The organism is Nocardioides taihuensis, assembly GCF_042657275.1.
GTDB classification, from domain to species: Bacteria; Actinomycetota; Actinomycetes; order Propionibacteriales; family Nocardioidaceae; genus Nocardioides; species Nocardioides taihuensis.
This window is the reverse complement of the sequence record NZ_JBHSKD010000009.1, coordinates 40,732-55,090: the sequence shown is the minus strand read 5'-3', so window position 1 is coordinate 55,090 and position 14,359 is coordinate 40,732. Positions and strand designations below refer to the sequence as shown.

The 14,359-nt window shown below is 72.2% G+C and carries 15 protein-coding genes; 6 read left to right on the top strand and 9 right to left on the bottom strand.

All coding sequences use genetic code 11. The annotated features are described in order from the left end of the window. Positions 1-2 precede the first annotated feature (2 nt). A complete protein-coding gene (locus ACFPGP_RS09755; protein ID WP_378589631.1) occupies positions 3-1,463 on the top strand; it encodes an LLM class flavin-dependent oxidoreductase in 1,461 nt (486 codons plus the stop codon). Positions 1,464-1,466: 3 nt separating this feature from the next. Here ACFPGP_RS09755 and ACFPGP_RS09750 read toward each other — a convergent pair whose 3' ends face one another. Beyond that, positions 1,467-2,690 (bottom strand): acyl-CoA dehydrogenase family protein, encoded by a 1,224-nt coding sequence (locus ACFPGP_RS09750; protein ID WP_378589629.1) that lies wholly within the window; start codon positions 2,688-2,690, stop codon positions 1,467-1,469. Continuing rightward, positions 2,690-4,054: an acyl-CoA dehydrogenase family protein gene (locus ACFPGP_RS09745; protein WP_378589628.1), complete on the bottom strand. Its 1,365-nt coding sequence runs from the start codon at positions 4,052-4,054 to the stop codon at positions 2,690-2,692. Before ACFPGP_RS09745 ends, ACFPGP_RS09750 begins: the two co-directional genes overlap by 1 nt. Before the next feature lie 112 nt (positions 4,055-4,166). Between ACFPGP_RS09745 and def the strand changes: the two genes are divergently transcribed. Then, positions 4,167-4,751, top strand: a complete 585-nt coding sequence (gene def / locus ACFPGP_RS09740; RefSeq protein ID WP_378589626.1) for a peptide deformylase — start codon at positions 4,167-4,169, stop codon at positions 4,749-4,751. 15 nt (positions 4,752-4,766) lie between these two features. On the opposite strand, the gene ACFPGP_RS09735 is transcribed toward def, so the two are convergent. From ACFPGP_RS09735 to cobA, 4 genes are all read right to left on the bottom strand, one after another. After that, positions 4,767-5,414, bottom strand: coding sequence for a hypothetical protein (locus tag ACFPGP_RS09735; protein WP_378589624.1), 648 nt, complete (start codon positions 5,412-5,414; stop codon positions 4,767-4,769). A 46-nt stretch (positions 5,415-5,460) separates the two neighbouring features. Continuing rightward, on the bottom strand, positions 5,461-5,997 hold the full coding sequence (locus ACFPGP_RS09730) for a hypothetical protein (protein ID WP_378589623.1): 537 nt from the start codon (positions 5,995-5,997) through the stop codon (positions 5,461-5,463). A gap of 131 nt (positions 5,998-6,128) precedes the next feature. Further along, positions 6,129-7,019: a TrmH family RNA methyltransferase gene (locus ACFPGP_RS09725; protein ID WP_378589621.1), complete on the bottom strand. Its 891-nt coding sequence runs from the start codon at positions 7,017-7,019 to the stop codon at positions 6,129-6,131. After that, positions 7,019-8,242: a uroporphyrinogen-III C-methyltransferase gene (gene cobA / locus ACFPGP_RS09720; RefSeq protein WP_378589619.1), complete on the bottom strand. Its 1,224-nt coding sequence runs from the start codon at positions 8,240-8,242 to the stop codon at positions 7,019-7,021. Before cobA ends, ACFPGP_RS09725 begins: the two co-directional genes overlap by 1 nt. Positions 8,243-8,380: 138 nt before the next feature. On the opposite strand from cobA, the gene ACFPGP_RS09715 reads away from it, so the two are divergent. Beyond that, the gene (locus ACFPGP_RS09715; protein ID WP_378589618.1) at positions 8,381-8,905 is read left to right on the top strand and encodes a YbhB/YbcL family Raf kinase inhibitor-like protein; all 525 of its coding nucleotides are present in this window, start codon (positions 8,381-8,383) and stop codon (positions 8,903-8,905) included. 2 nt (positions 8,906-8,907) lie between these two features. Here ACFPGP_RS09715 and ACFPGP_RS09710 read toward each other — a convergent pair whose 3' ends face one another. Together ACFPGP_RS09710 and ACFPGP_RS09705 are read right to left on the bottom strand one after the other, a co-directional pair. Next, positions 8,908-9,555, bottom strand: a complete 648-nt coding sequence (locus ACFPGP_RS09710) for a class F sortase (protein WP_378589616.1) — start codon at positions 9,553-9,555, stop codon at positions 8,908-8,910. Positions 9,556-9,610: 55 nt separating this feature from the next. Then, on the bottom strand, positions 9,611-10,555 hold the full coding sequence (locus ACFPGP_RS09705; RefSeq protein WP_378589614.1) for a hypothetical protein: 945 nt from the start codon (positions 10,553-10,555) through the stop codon (positions 9,611-9,613). Positions 10,556-11,062: 507 nt separating this feature from the next. Here ACFPGP_RS09705 and ACFPGP_RS09700 point away from each other — a divergent pair. Then, positions 11,063-11,581, top strand: coding sequence for a CAP domain-containing protein (locus tag ACFPGP_RS09700; protein ID WP_378589613.1), 519 nt, complete (start codon positions 11,063-11,065; stop codon positions 11,579-11,581). Positions 11,582-11,714: 133 nt separating this feature from the next. Here ACFPGP_RS09700 and ACFPGP_RS09695 read toward each other — a convergent pair whose 3' ends face one another. Next, positions 11,715-12,593, bottom strand: a complete 879-nt coding sequence (locus ACFPGP_RS09695) for a hypothetical protein (protein ID WP_378589611.1) — start codon at positions 12,591-12,593, stop codon at positions 11,715-11,717. A gap of 166 nt (positions 12,594-12,759) precedes the next feature. On the opposite strand from ACFPGP_RS09695, the gene ACFPGP_RS09690 reads away from it, so the two are divergent. Continuing rightward, on the top strand, positions 12,760-13,557 hold the full coding sequence (locus ACFPGP_RS09690; RefSeq protein ID WP_378589609.1) for an ABC transporter permease: 798 nt from the start codon (positions 12,760-12,762) through the stop codon (positions 13,555-13,557). Beyond that, complete coding sequence (locus ACFPGP_RS09685) at positions 13,550-14,359, top strand: ABC transporter permease (RefSeq protein WP_378589608.1); 810 nt, start codon at positions 13,550-13,552, stop codon at positions 14,357-14,359. Before ACFPGP_RS09690 ends, ACFPGP_RS09685 begins: the two co-directional genes overlap by 8 nt.

The following is a 14,359-nucleotide window of genomic DNA, read 5'->3' as shown; positions in this document are numbered from 1 at the left end:
TGGTGCCCGACCCGTCCGACGCGAGGCTGCCCGACCCGGCCCTGGTGGTCCTCGTCGGCGCGTCCGGCGCCGGCAAGAGCACGTGGGCCCGGGCGCGCTACCGCACGCAGGAGATCGTCTCTTCCGACGACCTGCGCGGCGTCGTGGGCAGCGGGCCCCACGACCTCGACGCGTCGGGGGACGCCTTCGACCTGCTCGAGCGCATCGTCGCCGCGCGTCTCGGCCGCGGCCTGACCACCGTGGTCGACACCCTCGGCCTCGACCCCGCTCGTCGTACGGCGTGGCTCGTCCGGGCCCGAGACGCCGGACTCCCGGCCGTGGCCGTGGTGATGGACACCGGGGCTGCCCGGTGCCGTGCGCGCAACGGCGCACGCGAGCGACCGGTACCGGCCAAGGTCCTCGCCGGCCAGCTCGCCACGGCCCGTGACGTCGGCCCCGTCCTCGCGGCCGAGGGCTGGGACGTCGTCCACACGGTCGCCGACGACGCGCAGGGCGCGGGCCCGGACCCGCAGGGATCCCGCGGCCCCCACGAGCGTCCGGCCAGCACGTCCACCGCCGACGACCGCCGCAGCTCACAGGGCCTCCGCGTGGTGCTGCAGCTGTCGCGTTTCCCGTGGGGCGAGGAGCCCGGGCAGTGGGTGACGTCGATGGCCCGGGCCGCGGACGAGGCCGGCTTCTGGGGACTCTCCCTGATGGACCACCTCGTGCAGATCCCCCAGGTGGGCCGGGCGTGGGAGCCGATCCCCGAGCCCTGGGTGACGCTCGGCGCCGTCGCCGGCCTCGGCACCCGCCTCCACCTCGGCCCCCTCGTCTCCCCCGTCACCCTGCGGCCGGCGGGCGTCACTGCCAAGGCCGCCGCGACGCTCGACGTGCTCACCGGGGGCCGGGCGTTCCTCGGGCTCGGCGCCGGGTGGTGGGAGCGCGAGCACGCGGGCCACGGGATCGCCTTCCCGCCGGCCGCCGACCGGCTGGACACTCTCGAGGCCACCATCGAGACCTGCCGGGCCCTCTGGGCCGCCGGCACCCGCGAGCACGAGGGCGAGCGGGTCCGCCTGCCCGAGACGACCTCGTACCCGCGACCGGTCCACGACGTGCCCGTGCTGGTGGGCGGCTCCGGGGCCCGGACCCTGCGCATCGGCGCGCGCCTCGCCGACGCCGTCAACGTGCGCACCGACCAGGTCGAGCGGGCACTGGCGGCGGTCCGCGGCACCGACGTCCGCGTGACCGTGCTCGACCTCCCGGTGATCGGGCGCGACCGCGACGACGTGTGGGCGCGCGTCGAGCGGCTGCGCGGACGCACCGCCGCAGCGACGTACGCCGCGCGCACCCACGCCGGCACCGTCGCCCACCACCGCGACCGTTGGGGTGCGCTCGCCGAGGTCGGCGTCGACACGGTCTTCCTCGGGGTCCCCGACCTCGCCACGCCGGACGACGTCGCCGCCCTGGCGGGGCTCACCCGGTAGTGGCTACCGCAGCTCGGAGCTGCTCAGCCCGAGCACCCGGCGCGCCACGATCAGCTGCTGGATCTGCTGCGTTCCCTCGAAGATGTCGAGGATCTTGGAGTCACGCGACCACTTCTCCAGCAGCTCCGCCTCGCTGTAGCCCAGCGTCCCGGCCAGCTCGACGCACGACAACGTGACGTCGGAGCCGACCCGGCCCGCCTTGGCCTTGGCCATCGACGCCTCGAGCGAGTTGGGCCTGCGGTTGTCGGCCAGCCAGGCCGCCTTCATCATCAGCAACCGGGCGCCCTCGAGGTCGGCCTCGAGCTGCAGGAACTTCGCCGCGGCCGCCGACTGCACGATCCCCGGGCGGTCGTGGTCGACCGTCACCCCGGCCTGCTCGAGCAGCTCGCGGGTGAGGTCGAGTGCCGCGCGGGCGCAGCCGACCGCCATCGCCGCCACCAGCGGGCGGGTGTTGTCGAAGGTCGCCATCGCCCCGGCGAAGCCCTGCTTGGTGTCGATCTCGGGCGACCCGAGCAGGTTCTCCCTCGGCACGCGGCAGTCCTCGAAGATGATCGTCGCCGTGTCGGAGGCGCGGATGCCGAGCTTGTGCTCGAGACGGTCGACGCGCATCCCGGGGGTGCCCTTGGGCACCACGAACGACTTGATGGCGGCCCGGCCGAGCGACCGGTCGAGGGTCGCCCACACCACGATCGCGTCGGCCCGGTCGCCGGAGGTGACGTAGATCTTCTCGCCGTTGATGACGTACTCGTCACCGTCGAGGACCGCGGTCGTCGTGATGTTGGCCGAGTCGGAGCCGGTGCCCGGCTCGGTGATCGCCATGCCGGCCCACACGCCGTCGAAGCGGGCGAGCTGCTCGTCGTTCGCCACCGAGGCGATCGCGGAGTTGCCGAGCCCCTGGCGCGGCATCGACAGCAGGAGGCCGACGTCGCCCCAGCACATCTCGGCGATCGACATCACCGACGCGAGGTTGGCGCCGTTCCTCGCGCCGCCGGCGTCTCCCGCGTCCTCGGACTCGTCGCGGCGGACACCGGCAGCCCCGGCGCCCTCGTTCGCTCCGGACTCCGAGAGCCCGTCGATCATCGCGGCGAGCATGTCGAGCTCCTGGGGGTACGCGTGCTCGGCACGGTCGTACTTGCGCGAGATCGGCCGCAGCATGTTCATCGCGACCTGGTGGGCCTGCCCGACGAGCGGGCGGAACTTCTTCGGGTCGTCCAGGTAGAGGGGCATTACACGAGCACCGAACCTTCCATGACGGCGACTGCGCGCAGGTCGCGGTACCAGCGCTCGACGGGGTGTTCCTTGACGAAGCCGTGGCCGCCGAGCAGCTGGACGCCGTCGAGGCCGATCTGCATGCCACGCTCCTTGCACAGCTGGCGGGCCAGCGCGACCTCGCGGGCGACGTCCTTGCCGGCGGCCGCACGGGAGGCCGCGCGCCAGGTCAGCAGGCGCATCGCCTCGAGCTCGATCGCCATGTCGGCGACCTTGAAGGCCACCGACTGCCGGTGCGCGATCGGCTCCCCGAACGCCTCGCGCTCCTTCACGTACGGCGTCACGTAGTCGAGCACCGCCTGCGCCGTGCCGACGGCGAGCGCGCACCAGGCCAGGCGGGAGAGCCGCACGCACTCGACGTACGTCGAGCCGTCGGTCGCGCCGAGGACGGCACCCTCGTCGACGCGGACCCCGGAAAGGGAGAGCCGGGTGAGCGACGCGGCGCGCACGCCCATCGCGGGGTCGCCCTCGACGCTCAGCCCGGGGGTCGACGACTCGACCAGGAACAGGACCGGGGCCCCCTCGAGGCTGGCGCCGACGACGAAGAGCTCGGCCTCGGCGCCACGCACCACCGCGGACTTCACGCCGTCCAGCACGAAGCCGTCACCGTCGCGCACCGCGGTGGTGGCCGGGGCGAGGGCGTCGAACAGCACGGTCGGCTCGTTGAGCGCCAGGGCGGCCGCCGGGACCTCGTCACCGGTGAACGCCGGGAGGTAGGTCTGCTGCTGCTCCTCGGTGCCCCAGAGCCCCAGCGCGGTAGCGACGGCGCCGGGGGCCAGGCAGGAGACGGCGAGGCCCAGGTCGCCGCGCGCCAGCGCCTCGGCGACGAGCACGCCGGCGACCGTCGAGCGCTCCTCGGAGATACCGCCGAGCGCCTCGGGCACGCCCAGGATCGGGAGCCCGACCTCCAGCGCCGACGTCAGCACCGCGTCGGGAGCCGCGCAGGCCTCGTCGGCCTCGGCCGCGCACGGGCGCAGCACCTCCTCGGCCAGCTCCGTCGCGACGTCGACGAGCATCTGCTCGTCCTCGGTCGGCGTGAGGTCGAAGGTGCCGGGACGCGCGACGCCCGGCACCCGCACGCCGGCAGCGTCGCGTCGTCCGGCCCGGGCGAAGGTGCGGCTCGCCGCGGTCATCGTCCGGAAGCCGGTGCGGGTCACGGTGAACACCGCCTGCTCCGCCTGCCGGCGCAGGCCGATCCGGTCGATCAGCTCGCTCTGCGCCACCCGGTTGAGCGCGGCGACGGCGTACCCGATCGGGTCGCGGCTCTCGGTCGAGGCCAGGCCGAACCTGCCGCCGGGCTTGAGGCTCTTGGTCAGGGACATGCCAGATAATGTAACTCTGAGTTACACACAGCGCTACAGGTGCACCCGTGGCCCCGGTCACAGGTGCCCACCACACGGGTCGCGGGCCGCGCGGCCTCGCTAGGCTCCGCGCATGCCCGAGGAGACCGTCCACGCGCCGTACGGCCTACTCCCCGAGGGCGGCACCGTCCGTCCGATGACCCGCTGGGGGACGCCGGTCATGCACCGCCCGCAGGCCCGGGTCACGTCGTACGACGAGGAGCTGCGGAGCCTGGTCGCCGACATGGTCGCGACCATGTACGCCGCGGACGGGGTCGGGCTGGCCGCCTGCCAGATCGGGGCGGACCTCGCGGTGTTCGTCTTCGACTGCCCTGACGCCGCGGGCGAGCGCCACCTCGGCGTGGTGTGCAACCCCTCGCTCACGCTGCCCGAGGGCAAGGACCGCCAGCTCGACGACGGCGAGGAGGGCTGCCTGTCGCTGCCCGGCGCCTTCGTGTCGTGCGCCCGCCCCGACGTCGCCACCGTGCACGGCACGGGCCTCGACGGCCAGGAGGTCACCTTCACCGGCGACGGCCTGCTCGCCCGCTGCCTCCAGCACGAGACCGACCACACGCTGGGCACCGTCTTCGGCGACCGGCTGCCGACCAAGCAGCGCAAGAAGCTCCAGAAGGCCCACGACAAGGTGGCCGACGACTTCCCGGAGGGCTGGCCGGCCTGACGGTCCGCCGGGCGGCTACTGTCCGGCGGAGGCCTCCGGGGCCTGACCGGGCCGCCCGTGCGGGAACACCCGGCCGCCGCCCGCGGCCAGCGCCTCGGCGACGATGCGCAGGTGCTCCTCCTGCAGCTCGTCGGGCATCGGCGGCAGCACGTCGTCCCAGAAGGCGAGCATCGCGCCGCGGCCCTGCATCATCCCGGCCGGCCGCGCGAGGGCCCACAGGTGGAAGTGCTCCGAGCCGTCGCCCCAGCGCGCGAAGTGCGTCCGGGCGACGCCGGGGATCGAGCCCACGGCGCGGCCGAGCCGCTGCATCAGCGGGCCGAGCGCGGCGAGCACCTCGGGCTCGGCGTCGTCGAGCCGGCAGTGCGCGTTGGGTGCGAAGCCGCCGACGAACGGGATGCCCATCCGCGTCCAGCCCGCGTTGACGTGCCACAGGTCGTCGGCCCAGATGGTGTGCGGCGTCGGCCGGCAGTGGCTGCACGCGGCGCGGTCGACCTCGCCGGCCCGCGGCTCCTCGGGCACCAGCATCGGCTCCAGCGGCGTGAGCGTGACCTCCTCGAAGCAGGAGAGCGCGTAGTCGACCAGGGGCCGGGCGTCGAGCCGCTCCCCGATCGGCAGCGTGCGGTGGTACGGCGAGTCGGCCTCGGCGGCGCGGTAGTCGGTCACCGCGCCACCCTAGACAGGCGCCGGGCAGGCGCTGGTCGGCACGGGGTCAGTTCGGAAGCCACTGTGATCCGCGGAGTCGCCGGATGCCCCGCACGGCCCTGACGAGGAGGAGCACGCCGAGCCCGACCGCCCCGGAGCCACGGACGTAGGCCCCGGTGAGGGGGGAGTCGTCGATGTCGGTGACCTCGCGTGTGTCGTAGACGATCTCGACCGACTCCCCCGGTTCTGGAGCGGTCCAGTACTCACGGAAGGTGCCGCGGTACCTGACTCCGCCGACCGCGTACTGCACGTCGACCCGGTTGGTCCCCCGGCCCAGGTGGACGTCGAGCACCTCGGCAGTCGTCGCCTGGCCGAAGCGGCCCATCTGGACGGCGTCGGCAAGGGCCATCGACCCGGACGCCAGCAAGAACAATCCGAGGACCGCGGTGACGGCCAGGCCGAGCTTCGGGAACCTTTCGTACCAGCGGCGCGACCGCTCGGCCGGCGAGGGGCTCGCGTGGGGCTGTGACGTGGTCGCTTGCGAGTCGCTCAGGGCATTGAGTCGCTCCAAGGTCTCCTGCGGGGTCTCACCTCTCGAACGCATGACACACGCTCCTCGGGAAGAAACGGGCCCACATCCGCTACGCCCTCAGGCTCTCGCCGCGCGGGGGCAATCGCCAGAGGCCAATGCCCTTCCTCTTCACGAGCCGCTTCGAGGCGGGTGGCAGACGGGTCTCAGCGCGTCGCGTAGAAGGCAACGGCGGAGGCCGCAGCAACGTTCAGGGAGTCGATCCCACGTGCCATGGGTATCCGCACCAGGAGATCGCAGCGACGGGCCGTTTCCAGGGTGAGACCGACCCCCTCGGTGCCGAACACCAGGGCGAGCCAACGGTGGCCCTGAGCCGACAGGGCATCGAGGTCGACGCTGTCGCTGGACAGCGACATGCCCGCCAGGGTGATCCCGCGGGCGGACAGGGCATCCAGGCCGGCCGGCCACGGGTCGAGGCGGGTCCACGGCACGTGGAGGACTGCGCCCATCGAGACCTTGATCGAGCGCCGGTAGAGCGGGTCGGCACACCGTGGTGACAGGAGAACCGCGTCGATCCCCAGCGCCGCTGCACTGCGGAAGGCGGCACCCACGTTCGCGTGATCCACGAGATCCTCGAGCACGGCGATGCGGACCGATGACCGCGCAGGCCCCTCGTCGGTGGTGTCGGCCCGTGCGCCGTTGTCGGTGTGGTCGACGACGTCCTCGGGCGCCCGCTGCCAGCGGGCGCCCGCGAGCACCTCGTCCAGCGAGGGCAGCGGCTGTCGCTCCAGCGAGGCCAACGCGCCACGGTGCACGTGGAAGCCGGTGACCTGCTCAGCCATCGCCTCGCTGACCACGTAGCAGGGCGCGTCGGTGGTGCCGAGCACGTCGGCGAGGCCGGCGAGCCACCGCGGCGCCATCAGGAACGAGCGGGGCCGGTAGCCGGCCTCGACGGCCCGGCGCACGACCTTCTCCCCCTCGGCGAGGAAGAGCCCGTGCTCCGCCTCGAGCGCCTTGCGCAGCTCGACGTCGCGCAGGTCACGGTAGTCGGCGAGACGGGGGTCGGCGGGATCGGTGACGTCGAGCAGGGTGGCCATCAGGAGAAGTGTGCCGGGTGCGCCACCGCGACGACCTCGCCCACCACGATCACCGCCGGCGGGCGCACCCGCTCGGTCTCCAGCCGCTCGGCGAGGGTGGCCAGCGTCGCGAGCACGGTGCGCTCCCCCGGCATGGTGCCGTCACAGAGCACCGCGACGGGGGTGCCGGCGTCGCGCCCGCCCTCGACGAGCGCCTCGGCGATCGCGGGCGCGTTCTCGACGGCCATCATCAGCAGCACGGTCCCCTCCACCGACGCGACCGCGCCCCAGTCGACCAGGGAGTCGGGGTGGTCGGGCGGCAGGTGGCCCGAGAGCACGCTGAAGCCGTGGGCCACGCCGCGGTGGGTCACGGGGATGCCGGCCACGGCGGGCACGGCGATCGGGCTGGTGATGCCCGGGATCACCGTCACCGGGACCCCGGCCTCGCGGCAGGCGAGGACCTCCTCGTAGCCGCGACCGAAGACGAAGCTGTCACCGCCCTTGAACCGCACCACCCGCTTGCCCGCGAGCGCGCGGTCGACGATCACCCGGTTGATCTCGGTCTGCAGCGCCGACCGTCCGCGCGGCAGCTTGGCCACGTCGACGAGCTCGACGTCGGGCGACAGCTCGGAGAGCAGCTCGCGCGGCGCCAGCCGGTCGGCGACCACGACGTCGGCCTCCATCAGCGCCCGGCGACCGGCGACCGACATCAGCTCGGGGTCGCCCGGGCCACCGCCCACCAGCACCACGCCCGGTGTGGTGTCCCGGTGCTCGCGGGGGTGGATCCGCCCCTCACGCAGGCACTCGACGATCTGGTCGCGCACCGCGGCGGAGCCGCGGGGGTCGCGGTTGCCGAGCACGGCGACCGTCACCCCGGCGTGCCGGCCGACGGCGGGCGTCCAGGCGGTCGCCTGCGTCGCGTCGTCGGCCCGCACGCAGAACGTGCGCTGCCCCTCGGCCTCCTCGCTCACCGCCGCGTTGGCGACCGGGTCGTCCGTTGCGGCCACGACGTACCAGGCACCCGCGAGGTCGCCCTGCTGGTAGCGCCGGCGGCGCCAGGTCACCTCGCCCGCCCCGGCGAGGCCCTCGAGGGCCGGGGTCACCACCGGCGACACCAGGACGACCTCCGCCCCCGCGGCGATCAGCGCCGGCACCCGGCGCTGGGCGACGTGGCCGCCGCCGACGACGACGACCTTGCGCCCCGAGAGGCGCAGGCCCGCGGGGTACGTCGGGTGCTCGTCCACCGCTCCATTCTGGTCGCACCGCTCCGGCGGGCCGTGGCGCCGGTTCACCCCTCGGACTACGGTGACGACGGCGGGAGCGTGCACCTCGATCTCGCACGTCCTCCACCACGCGCCAGCGAACCCGAGCGAAGGAGCCCCATGAGCAGCCTCGACCGTCCGGCGAGCCCCAACCCCTACGACCTGCTCCCGGCCGCGCCGTCGTTCACGGTCACCAGCGCCGACGTCACCGACGGCCAGCCGCTCAAGGACGACCAGGTGGCCGCGAAGGGGAACACCTCACCCCAGCTGTCGTGGGAGGGCGCCCCGGCGGGCACCCGGAGCTACACGATCACCTGCTTCGACCCCGACGCCCCGACGCCGAGCGGGTTCTGGCACTGGGTCCTCGTCGACGTGCCCGCCGACGTCACGTCGCTCGACACGGGCGCCGCCGCGGGCGACCTGCCCGGCCACGCCTTCCACTGCCGCAACGACGGCGGCGAGCACGGCTTCATGGGCGCTGCGCCGCCGGAGGGCGACCAGGTGCACCGCTACTTCTTCGTGGTGCACGCCGTCACCGAGGAGTCGCTGGGCGTCGACGCGGACGCCTCGCCGGCGGTGGTCTCCTTCAACCTGGCCTTCAAGACCGCGGGGCGCGCGATCCTCCACGGCACCTACCAGCACTGACCTCAGAAGCGCGCGGGGCGAGCCGTCACGACGACGTTGGAGAGGTACTGGACGCCGTTCCAGTCCTCACAGGTGACGATCACCAGCCGCTGCGGGCTGCTCTGCGAGAAGAGCCGCTGGGCGTCCTGGGCGAGCGTGCCCTTGGAGAAGATCTTGACGCGCTGGGCCGTGTAGCGGATCACGCCCTTGCCCGTGCGCACGGTGATCTCGTCGCCCGGCTCGACCTGCTCGAGGTCGTCGAGGGCACCGCCGCCGGTGTGCACCGTGTGCCCGGTGATCAGCGTGCTGCCCGGGTCCCCGGCGCGGGCGCCGGCCGACCACCAGCCCAGCACCTGCGGGTCGCTCGGCGGTACCAGCGTGTCCCCGGCCGCCGCGATGGGGACGACGTCGGCGTCGACGCCGAGGGAGTCGATCACCAGCTCGTGCGGGACGCCGGGCCGGTAGTCGGGCCGCTCGAGCCGGCTCAACACCTCGCCCTCGGTCGACTCCGGCTGCCGCGGTCGCGGTGAGGTCGAGGTGGTCGGGGCGGTGGGCTCGGCGTCGGCCACGACCGAGGAGTCGTGGAGGTAGAGGTAGCTGCCGCCCACCAGGAGGGCAAGCCCGAGCGCGGCCACCCAGGACAGGCGGCCGCGCTCGGTCTTTTCCCTCACCGTCGGAGCGGGCACAGTTTCACCGTACCCAACGGGGATGACTCCCCGGTCGTGTTCAGCTCTGGCGCTTGCTGGCCACGGAGGCACCGACCAGGCCGGCACCGAAGGTGGCAGCGAGGAGAGCCAGCAGCATCAGGGTCTTGTTGCCACCAGGGATCGGCGACGCCGGGGCGTCGGTGCTGCCGGCGGAACCGGCGGCGACCTGGCTGGGCACCTCCTGCTCCTGGGCCTGCTCACCCTTGACCGTGACGTCGTTGCCCGGCGCGGTCACCGTGACCTCGGTGGTCTCCGGCGGAGTCGAGGACGCCTCGCTCGGAGCAACGGTCACGGTGTTGGTCACCGTGTTGGTCACCGTCACGGTCTCGCCCGGCTGGGTCACCGTGGCGGTGGTGCCCGGGAGGGTCACCGTCTCGGTCGAGGCCGGCAGGGTGATCGTGTTGACGATGGTCTGCGTCTCGCCGGGCTGCGTCACCGTGACGGTGTCACCGGGCTCGGTGACGGTCTCGGTGGCACCGGGCTCGGTCACGGTCTCCGTCGCGGTCACGGTCTTCGTGGTCTTCGTGGTGGCCATCTCGGTGACCGTCTCGGTCACGGGGACCTGCTCGGTCTCACGGATCGTCACGGTGACGGTGTCGCACTCGGTGGTCTCCGAGTTCGGCGGAGCGTCCGTGTAGGAGACGGAGTAGTGGCTGATGCCCTTGCCGCCCGGGTAGCTGAAGGTGATGCTCTTCTGCGGCGGGGCCACGTCGACGTAGACCGGACCGTCGCCCTGGAGCGCGGAACCGGCCTTGACGCAGTACCCGTCGATGAGCATGCCGTCGGGCGCCGTCACGGTGACGGAGCCCGGGTTGCTGGGAGTGTCGATCTTGCCCGAGTCCAGGCCGTCGCAGACCTGGCCGTCGGTGGCCGACTGGGCCACGTTGCCACTCGCGGCGTTCGCGGTGGTCGCGGTCATGAGCATGGCGCCACCGAGAGTGGCGGAAGCGACGAGTGTCGCCACGGTAAGGCTTCTCTTGAGGACTGTCAGAGCCGGCACGGCCTACCATCCTTGGGTCGTGGGCCGCCGCGAGGGCGACCCGGTGACGGTGTGGAGTTGAGCAGCGAGAGGTCTCGCCGCTCCTCCATCCTCACGCGTGATTTTCCTCTTATCGACCCTCTTGACCGAATCAGTTTCGACCCATGACCAACAATTGAGAAGACTTGATGGTTTCTTTGTGGTCTGACGAGCAAAAGCGGGTATAGCGGGCACACTGGTCCTGACCGCCTCGCCCCTCGTGTGCGCGAGCTTCCTGGCTCCACGGGCCCGTCCCCTGCCGGTCTCTTGACTCTGGTTTGAACCAGAGTTGATCTTTTTCGGCATTTTCTAGACAGATCCTTGAGGATCCCTTGATGATCAGGGAGTCGGCACCGGCACCCGGAACCGACACCGACGGGTCTCAGGGAGAGATGCCCGATCGGGTCAGATCGGCACCAGGCCCCCCGGGGGCTGACAGGGAGAGGGTTCGAGATGAACGCGATGCTGCGACGTACGGCCACCACGCTGGCCGCGCTCAGCCTGGCCTTCGGCGTGACCACGGCGGTGTCCGGCCCGGCCGACGCCAAGCTGTGGAAGGTGCCGGCCACCAGCACCTCCAACGACCCGATGACCGACCTCAACGAGTACGAGACCCGGCTCATCAACCAGATCAACAAGTTCCGCGCCAAGCACGACCGCCGACAGGTCCAGTACTTCCAGACCTGCGCCGACGGGATGTCGGAGCGTTGGTCGAAGCACCTCAAGACGATCGACAGCCTGGTCCACCGCGACCAGTACTACGTGCTGGACGAGTGCAACTTCACCTGGACCGGCGAGGTCCTCGTGAGTGGCACGGGTCTGCGCCCCTACCAGGCCGTGCGCGCCTGGCTGAACTCCCCCGGTCACCGGGCCGTGATCATGAAGCCTCGAGCAACGCGGGTCGGTGCCGGTGTCCGCGTGCAGTCCGACGGCACCGTGTTCGCGGTCCTCAACTTCGGCGACTCCGACTGAGTCGAGCCGACCCCGGCGACCGACGGGACAAGGGTCCGGCGGGAGAGAAAGCCCCACGAGGCTTGCTCTCCCGCCGGACCCGATTTCACGTCCGGATCATGACCGGGTCAGCACCGGTCGCGACGCTCTGCCGTCAGGCCCTGCGCCGAGCAGCGACGGAACCACCCACGATGCCGGCCCCGAGCGCAGCGACCAGGAGCGCCAGGGCGCCGATGGCCTTGCCGTCACCCGAGCCGTCCGGGCCCGACTGACCGGCGTCGACCGCCGACGGGACCGCCTGCTCACCCTCGACGGTCGTGTCGCTGGTGGCGTGGTCGGTGGTCTCGGTGGCCTCCGAGGGCAGCACGCTCGTCTCGTCGGTGGTGGTGGTCTCGGTGGTCTCGGTGGTCTCGGTCGTCTCCGTCGTAGCACTCGTCGCGGACGTCTCCGTGGTCGCCGAGGTGGCGGAGGTCTCCGTGGTCACCGAGGTGGCGGAGGTCTCCGTGGTCGACGTGGTCTCGTCACCGCAGCCGGTCACCCAGAACACCTTGTGCTTGACGTCCGCACCGATCGAGCCGGGCGTGTTGATCGTCAGCTTGACGTGGTAGCCCTGCACCGGGTGGGGAGCGCCGTCGAAGGCGAGGGTGTACTGCTGGATGCCGTCCGGGTCGGGGTCGGCACCGCCGGCGTCGTCGTCGTCGAGCTGCACGGCGGCGGGGTCGGTGCCGCTGAGGCCGACGTCCTGGGTCGGCGCCTTCATCTCGAACGTCACGTTCGAGACGACGTTGGCGTCGAAGTTGTACCACTCGACGGTGAAGGTGCACCCGACGTGGGGGTGGTTCTGGGGGATGCCGTCCCAGTCGCCGTCCTCGGCGATCTTGACGGTCCCGTTGTTGCCCGGCGGGTTGCCGGTGTTGGTCTCGACAGCCTGGCTGGCCGAGGTGGCGGTCATCAGCATGGCACCGCCGACGACGGCGGCTCCCACGGCGGCCGTGACCGCGATCGACTTCTGGACGGTGGACAGCACCGACAAGGCGGATTCCCCTAGGGTCGTTGCCCGCCGAGCCGGGCGAGGTGTGAAGATGTCGGTCCACGGTCCGGACCGAACACTGCATCGTTGCGGCTCGCGCGCACGCGGTGTAACACGATTGAGCCAACCCGTCAGGGAAATTGCGGAAGAATTGTCGGAGGGGCGCCACGTGCTGCTGCTCGGGGTCGCCCGGCGGACCTTCCGGCGCTACTCGACCTACCGGGCAGCGACCCTCGCCGGGATCTTCACCAACTCCGTCTTCGGCCTGATCTTCAGCTACACCTACCTCGCACTGTGGCACGAGAACCCCACGGCCGGCGGGTACGACGCGTCCGACGCGGTCACCTTCGTCTGGCTCGGCCAGGCACTGCTGATGACCGTCGCTCTCTGGGGCGGCGGCACGACCGACGACCTCGCCGAGCGGATCCGCACCGGTGACGTGGCGCTCGACCTCTACCGACCGGTGGGCCTGATCGGCTGGTACTGGGCCGGCGACCTCGGGCGCGCGGCGTACCACCTGCTGACCCGGGGCCTGGCCCCGACGCTGGTCGGCGCGGTGCTCTTCGACCTCACCTGGCCGCCGGGCGCGTGGTCGTGGCTGGCCTTCGCCCTCAGCCTGCCCCTCGCGGTCAGCGTCTCCTTCACCCTCCGCTTCCTCGTCGCGGCGTCCGCCTTCTGGGTGCTCGACGCGAGCGGAGCCCGGATGCTCAGCGGGGTGCTGGCGCTGTTCTTCAGCGGGATGGTGCTGCCGCTGGTGCTGTTCCCCGGCGCCCTCGGGACCGTCGCGATGGCCCTGCCCTGGGCGTCGTTCGTGCAGGTGCCGGCAGACCTGTGGCTCGGCCAGCGCACCGGGGCGGACGCCGTGCTGGCGCTGGCCTTCCAGCTCGGCTGGTTGCTCGTGCTGCTCGCGGTCTGCTCGCTGGTGCTGCGCGCCGCGACACGCAAGGTGGTGGTGCAGGGTGGCTGAGCTGCTGGTCTCCGCGCGCCGCTACCAGGACATCGCGACGCTGTGGGCGCGCGCCGCGCTCGCGTACCCGGTGTCGTTCGGCCTGCTCGTCGTCGGCGGCACGCTGATCACCGGCCTCGACTTCGTCGGGATCGTGATCATGTTCGCCAGTGTCGACCAGCTCGGCGGCTTCGGGCTGCGCGAGATCGCCCTGCTGTACGGCGCCACGGCGCTCGGCATCGGCCTGGCCGACCTGCTCGTGGGCAGCGTGGAGCGCATCGGGTTCTACGTGCGCACGGGCCGGCTCGACGTGATGCTGACCAAGCCGGTCCCGCTCCTGGTGCAGGTGTGCGCCAACGAGTTCTCGCTGCGCAGGGTCTCGCGGATCCTCCAGGGCGGCGCGGTGTTCGCGTGGGCGGCGTGGGTGGCCGTCGACTGGACGCCGGCACGGGTCGTGGTCGCCGCCGCGATGGTGGTCAGCGGCTCGGTGATCTTCTTCTCGCTGTTCGTGGGCTTCGCGTGCATCCAGTTCTGGACCTCCGACGCCAGCGAGCTCGCCAACGCCTTCACCTACGGCGGCAACACGCTGACGCAGTACCCGCTCACGGTCTTCCCCGCGGAGCTGGTCAAGTCGCTGACCTTCGTGCTGCCGGTCGCCTTCGTCAACTGGTACCCGTGCCTGTTCCTCCTCGGACGCGAGGACCCCTACGGGCTGCCGGCCTGGCTGCAGCTCTGCTCCCCCGTCGCCGCTGCTGCGCTGCTGGTCGTCGCGCTCGCGGTCTGGCGCGCGGGTGTCCGCCACTACTCCTCCACCGGGAGCTGA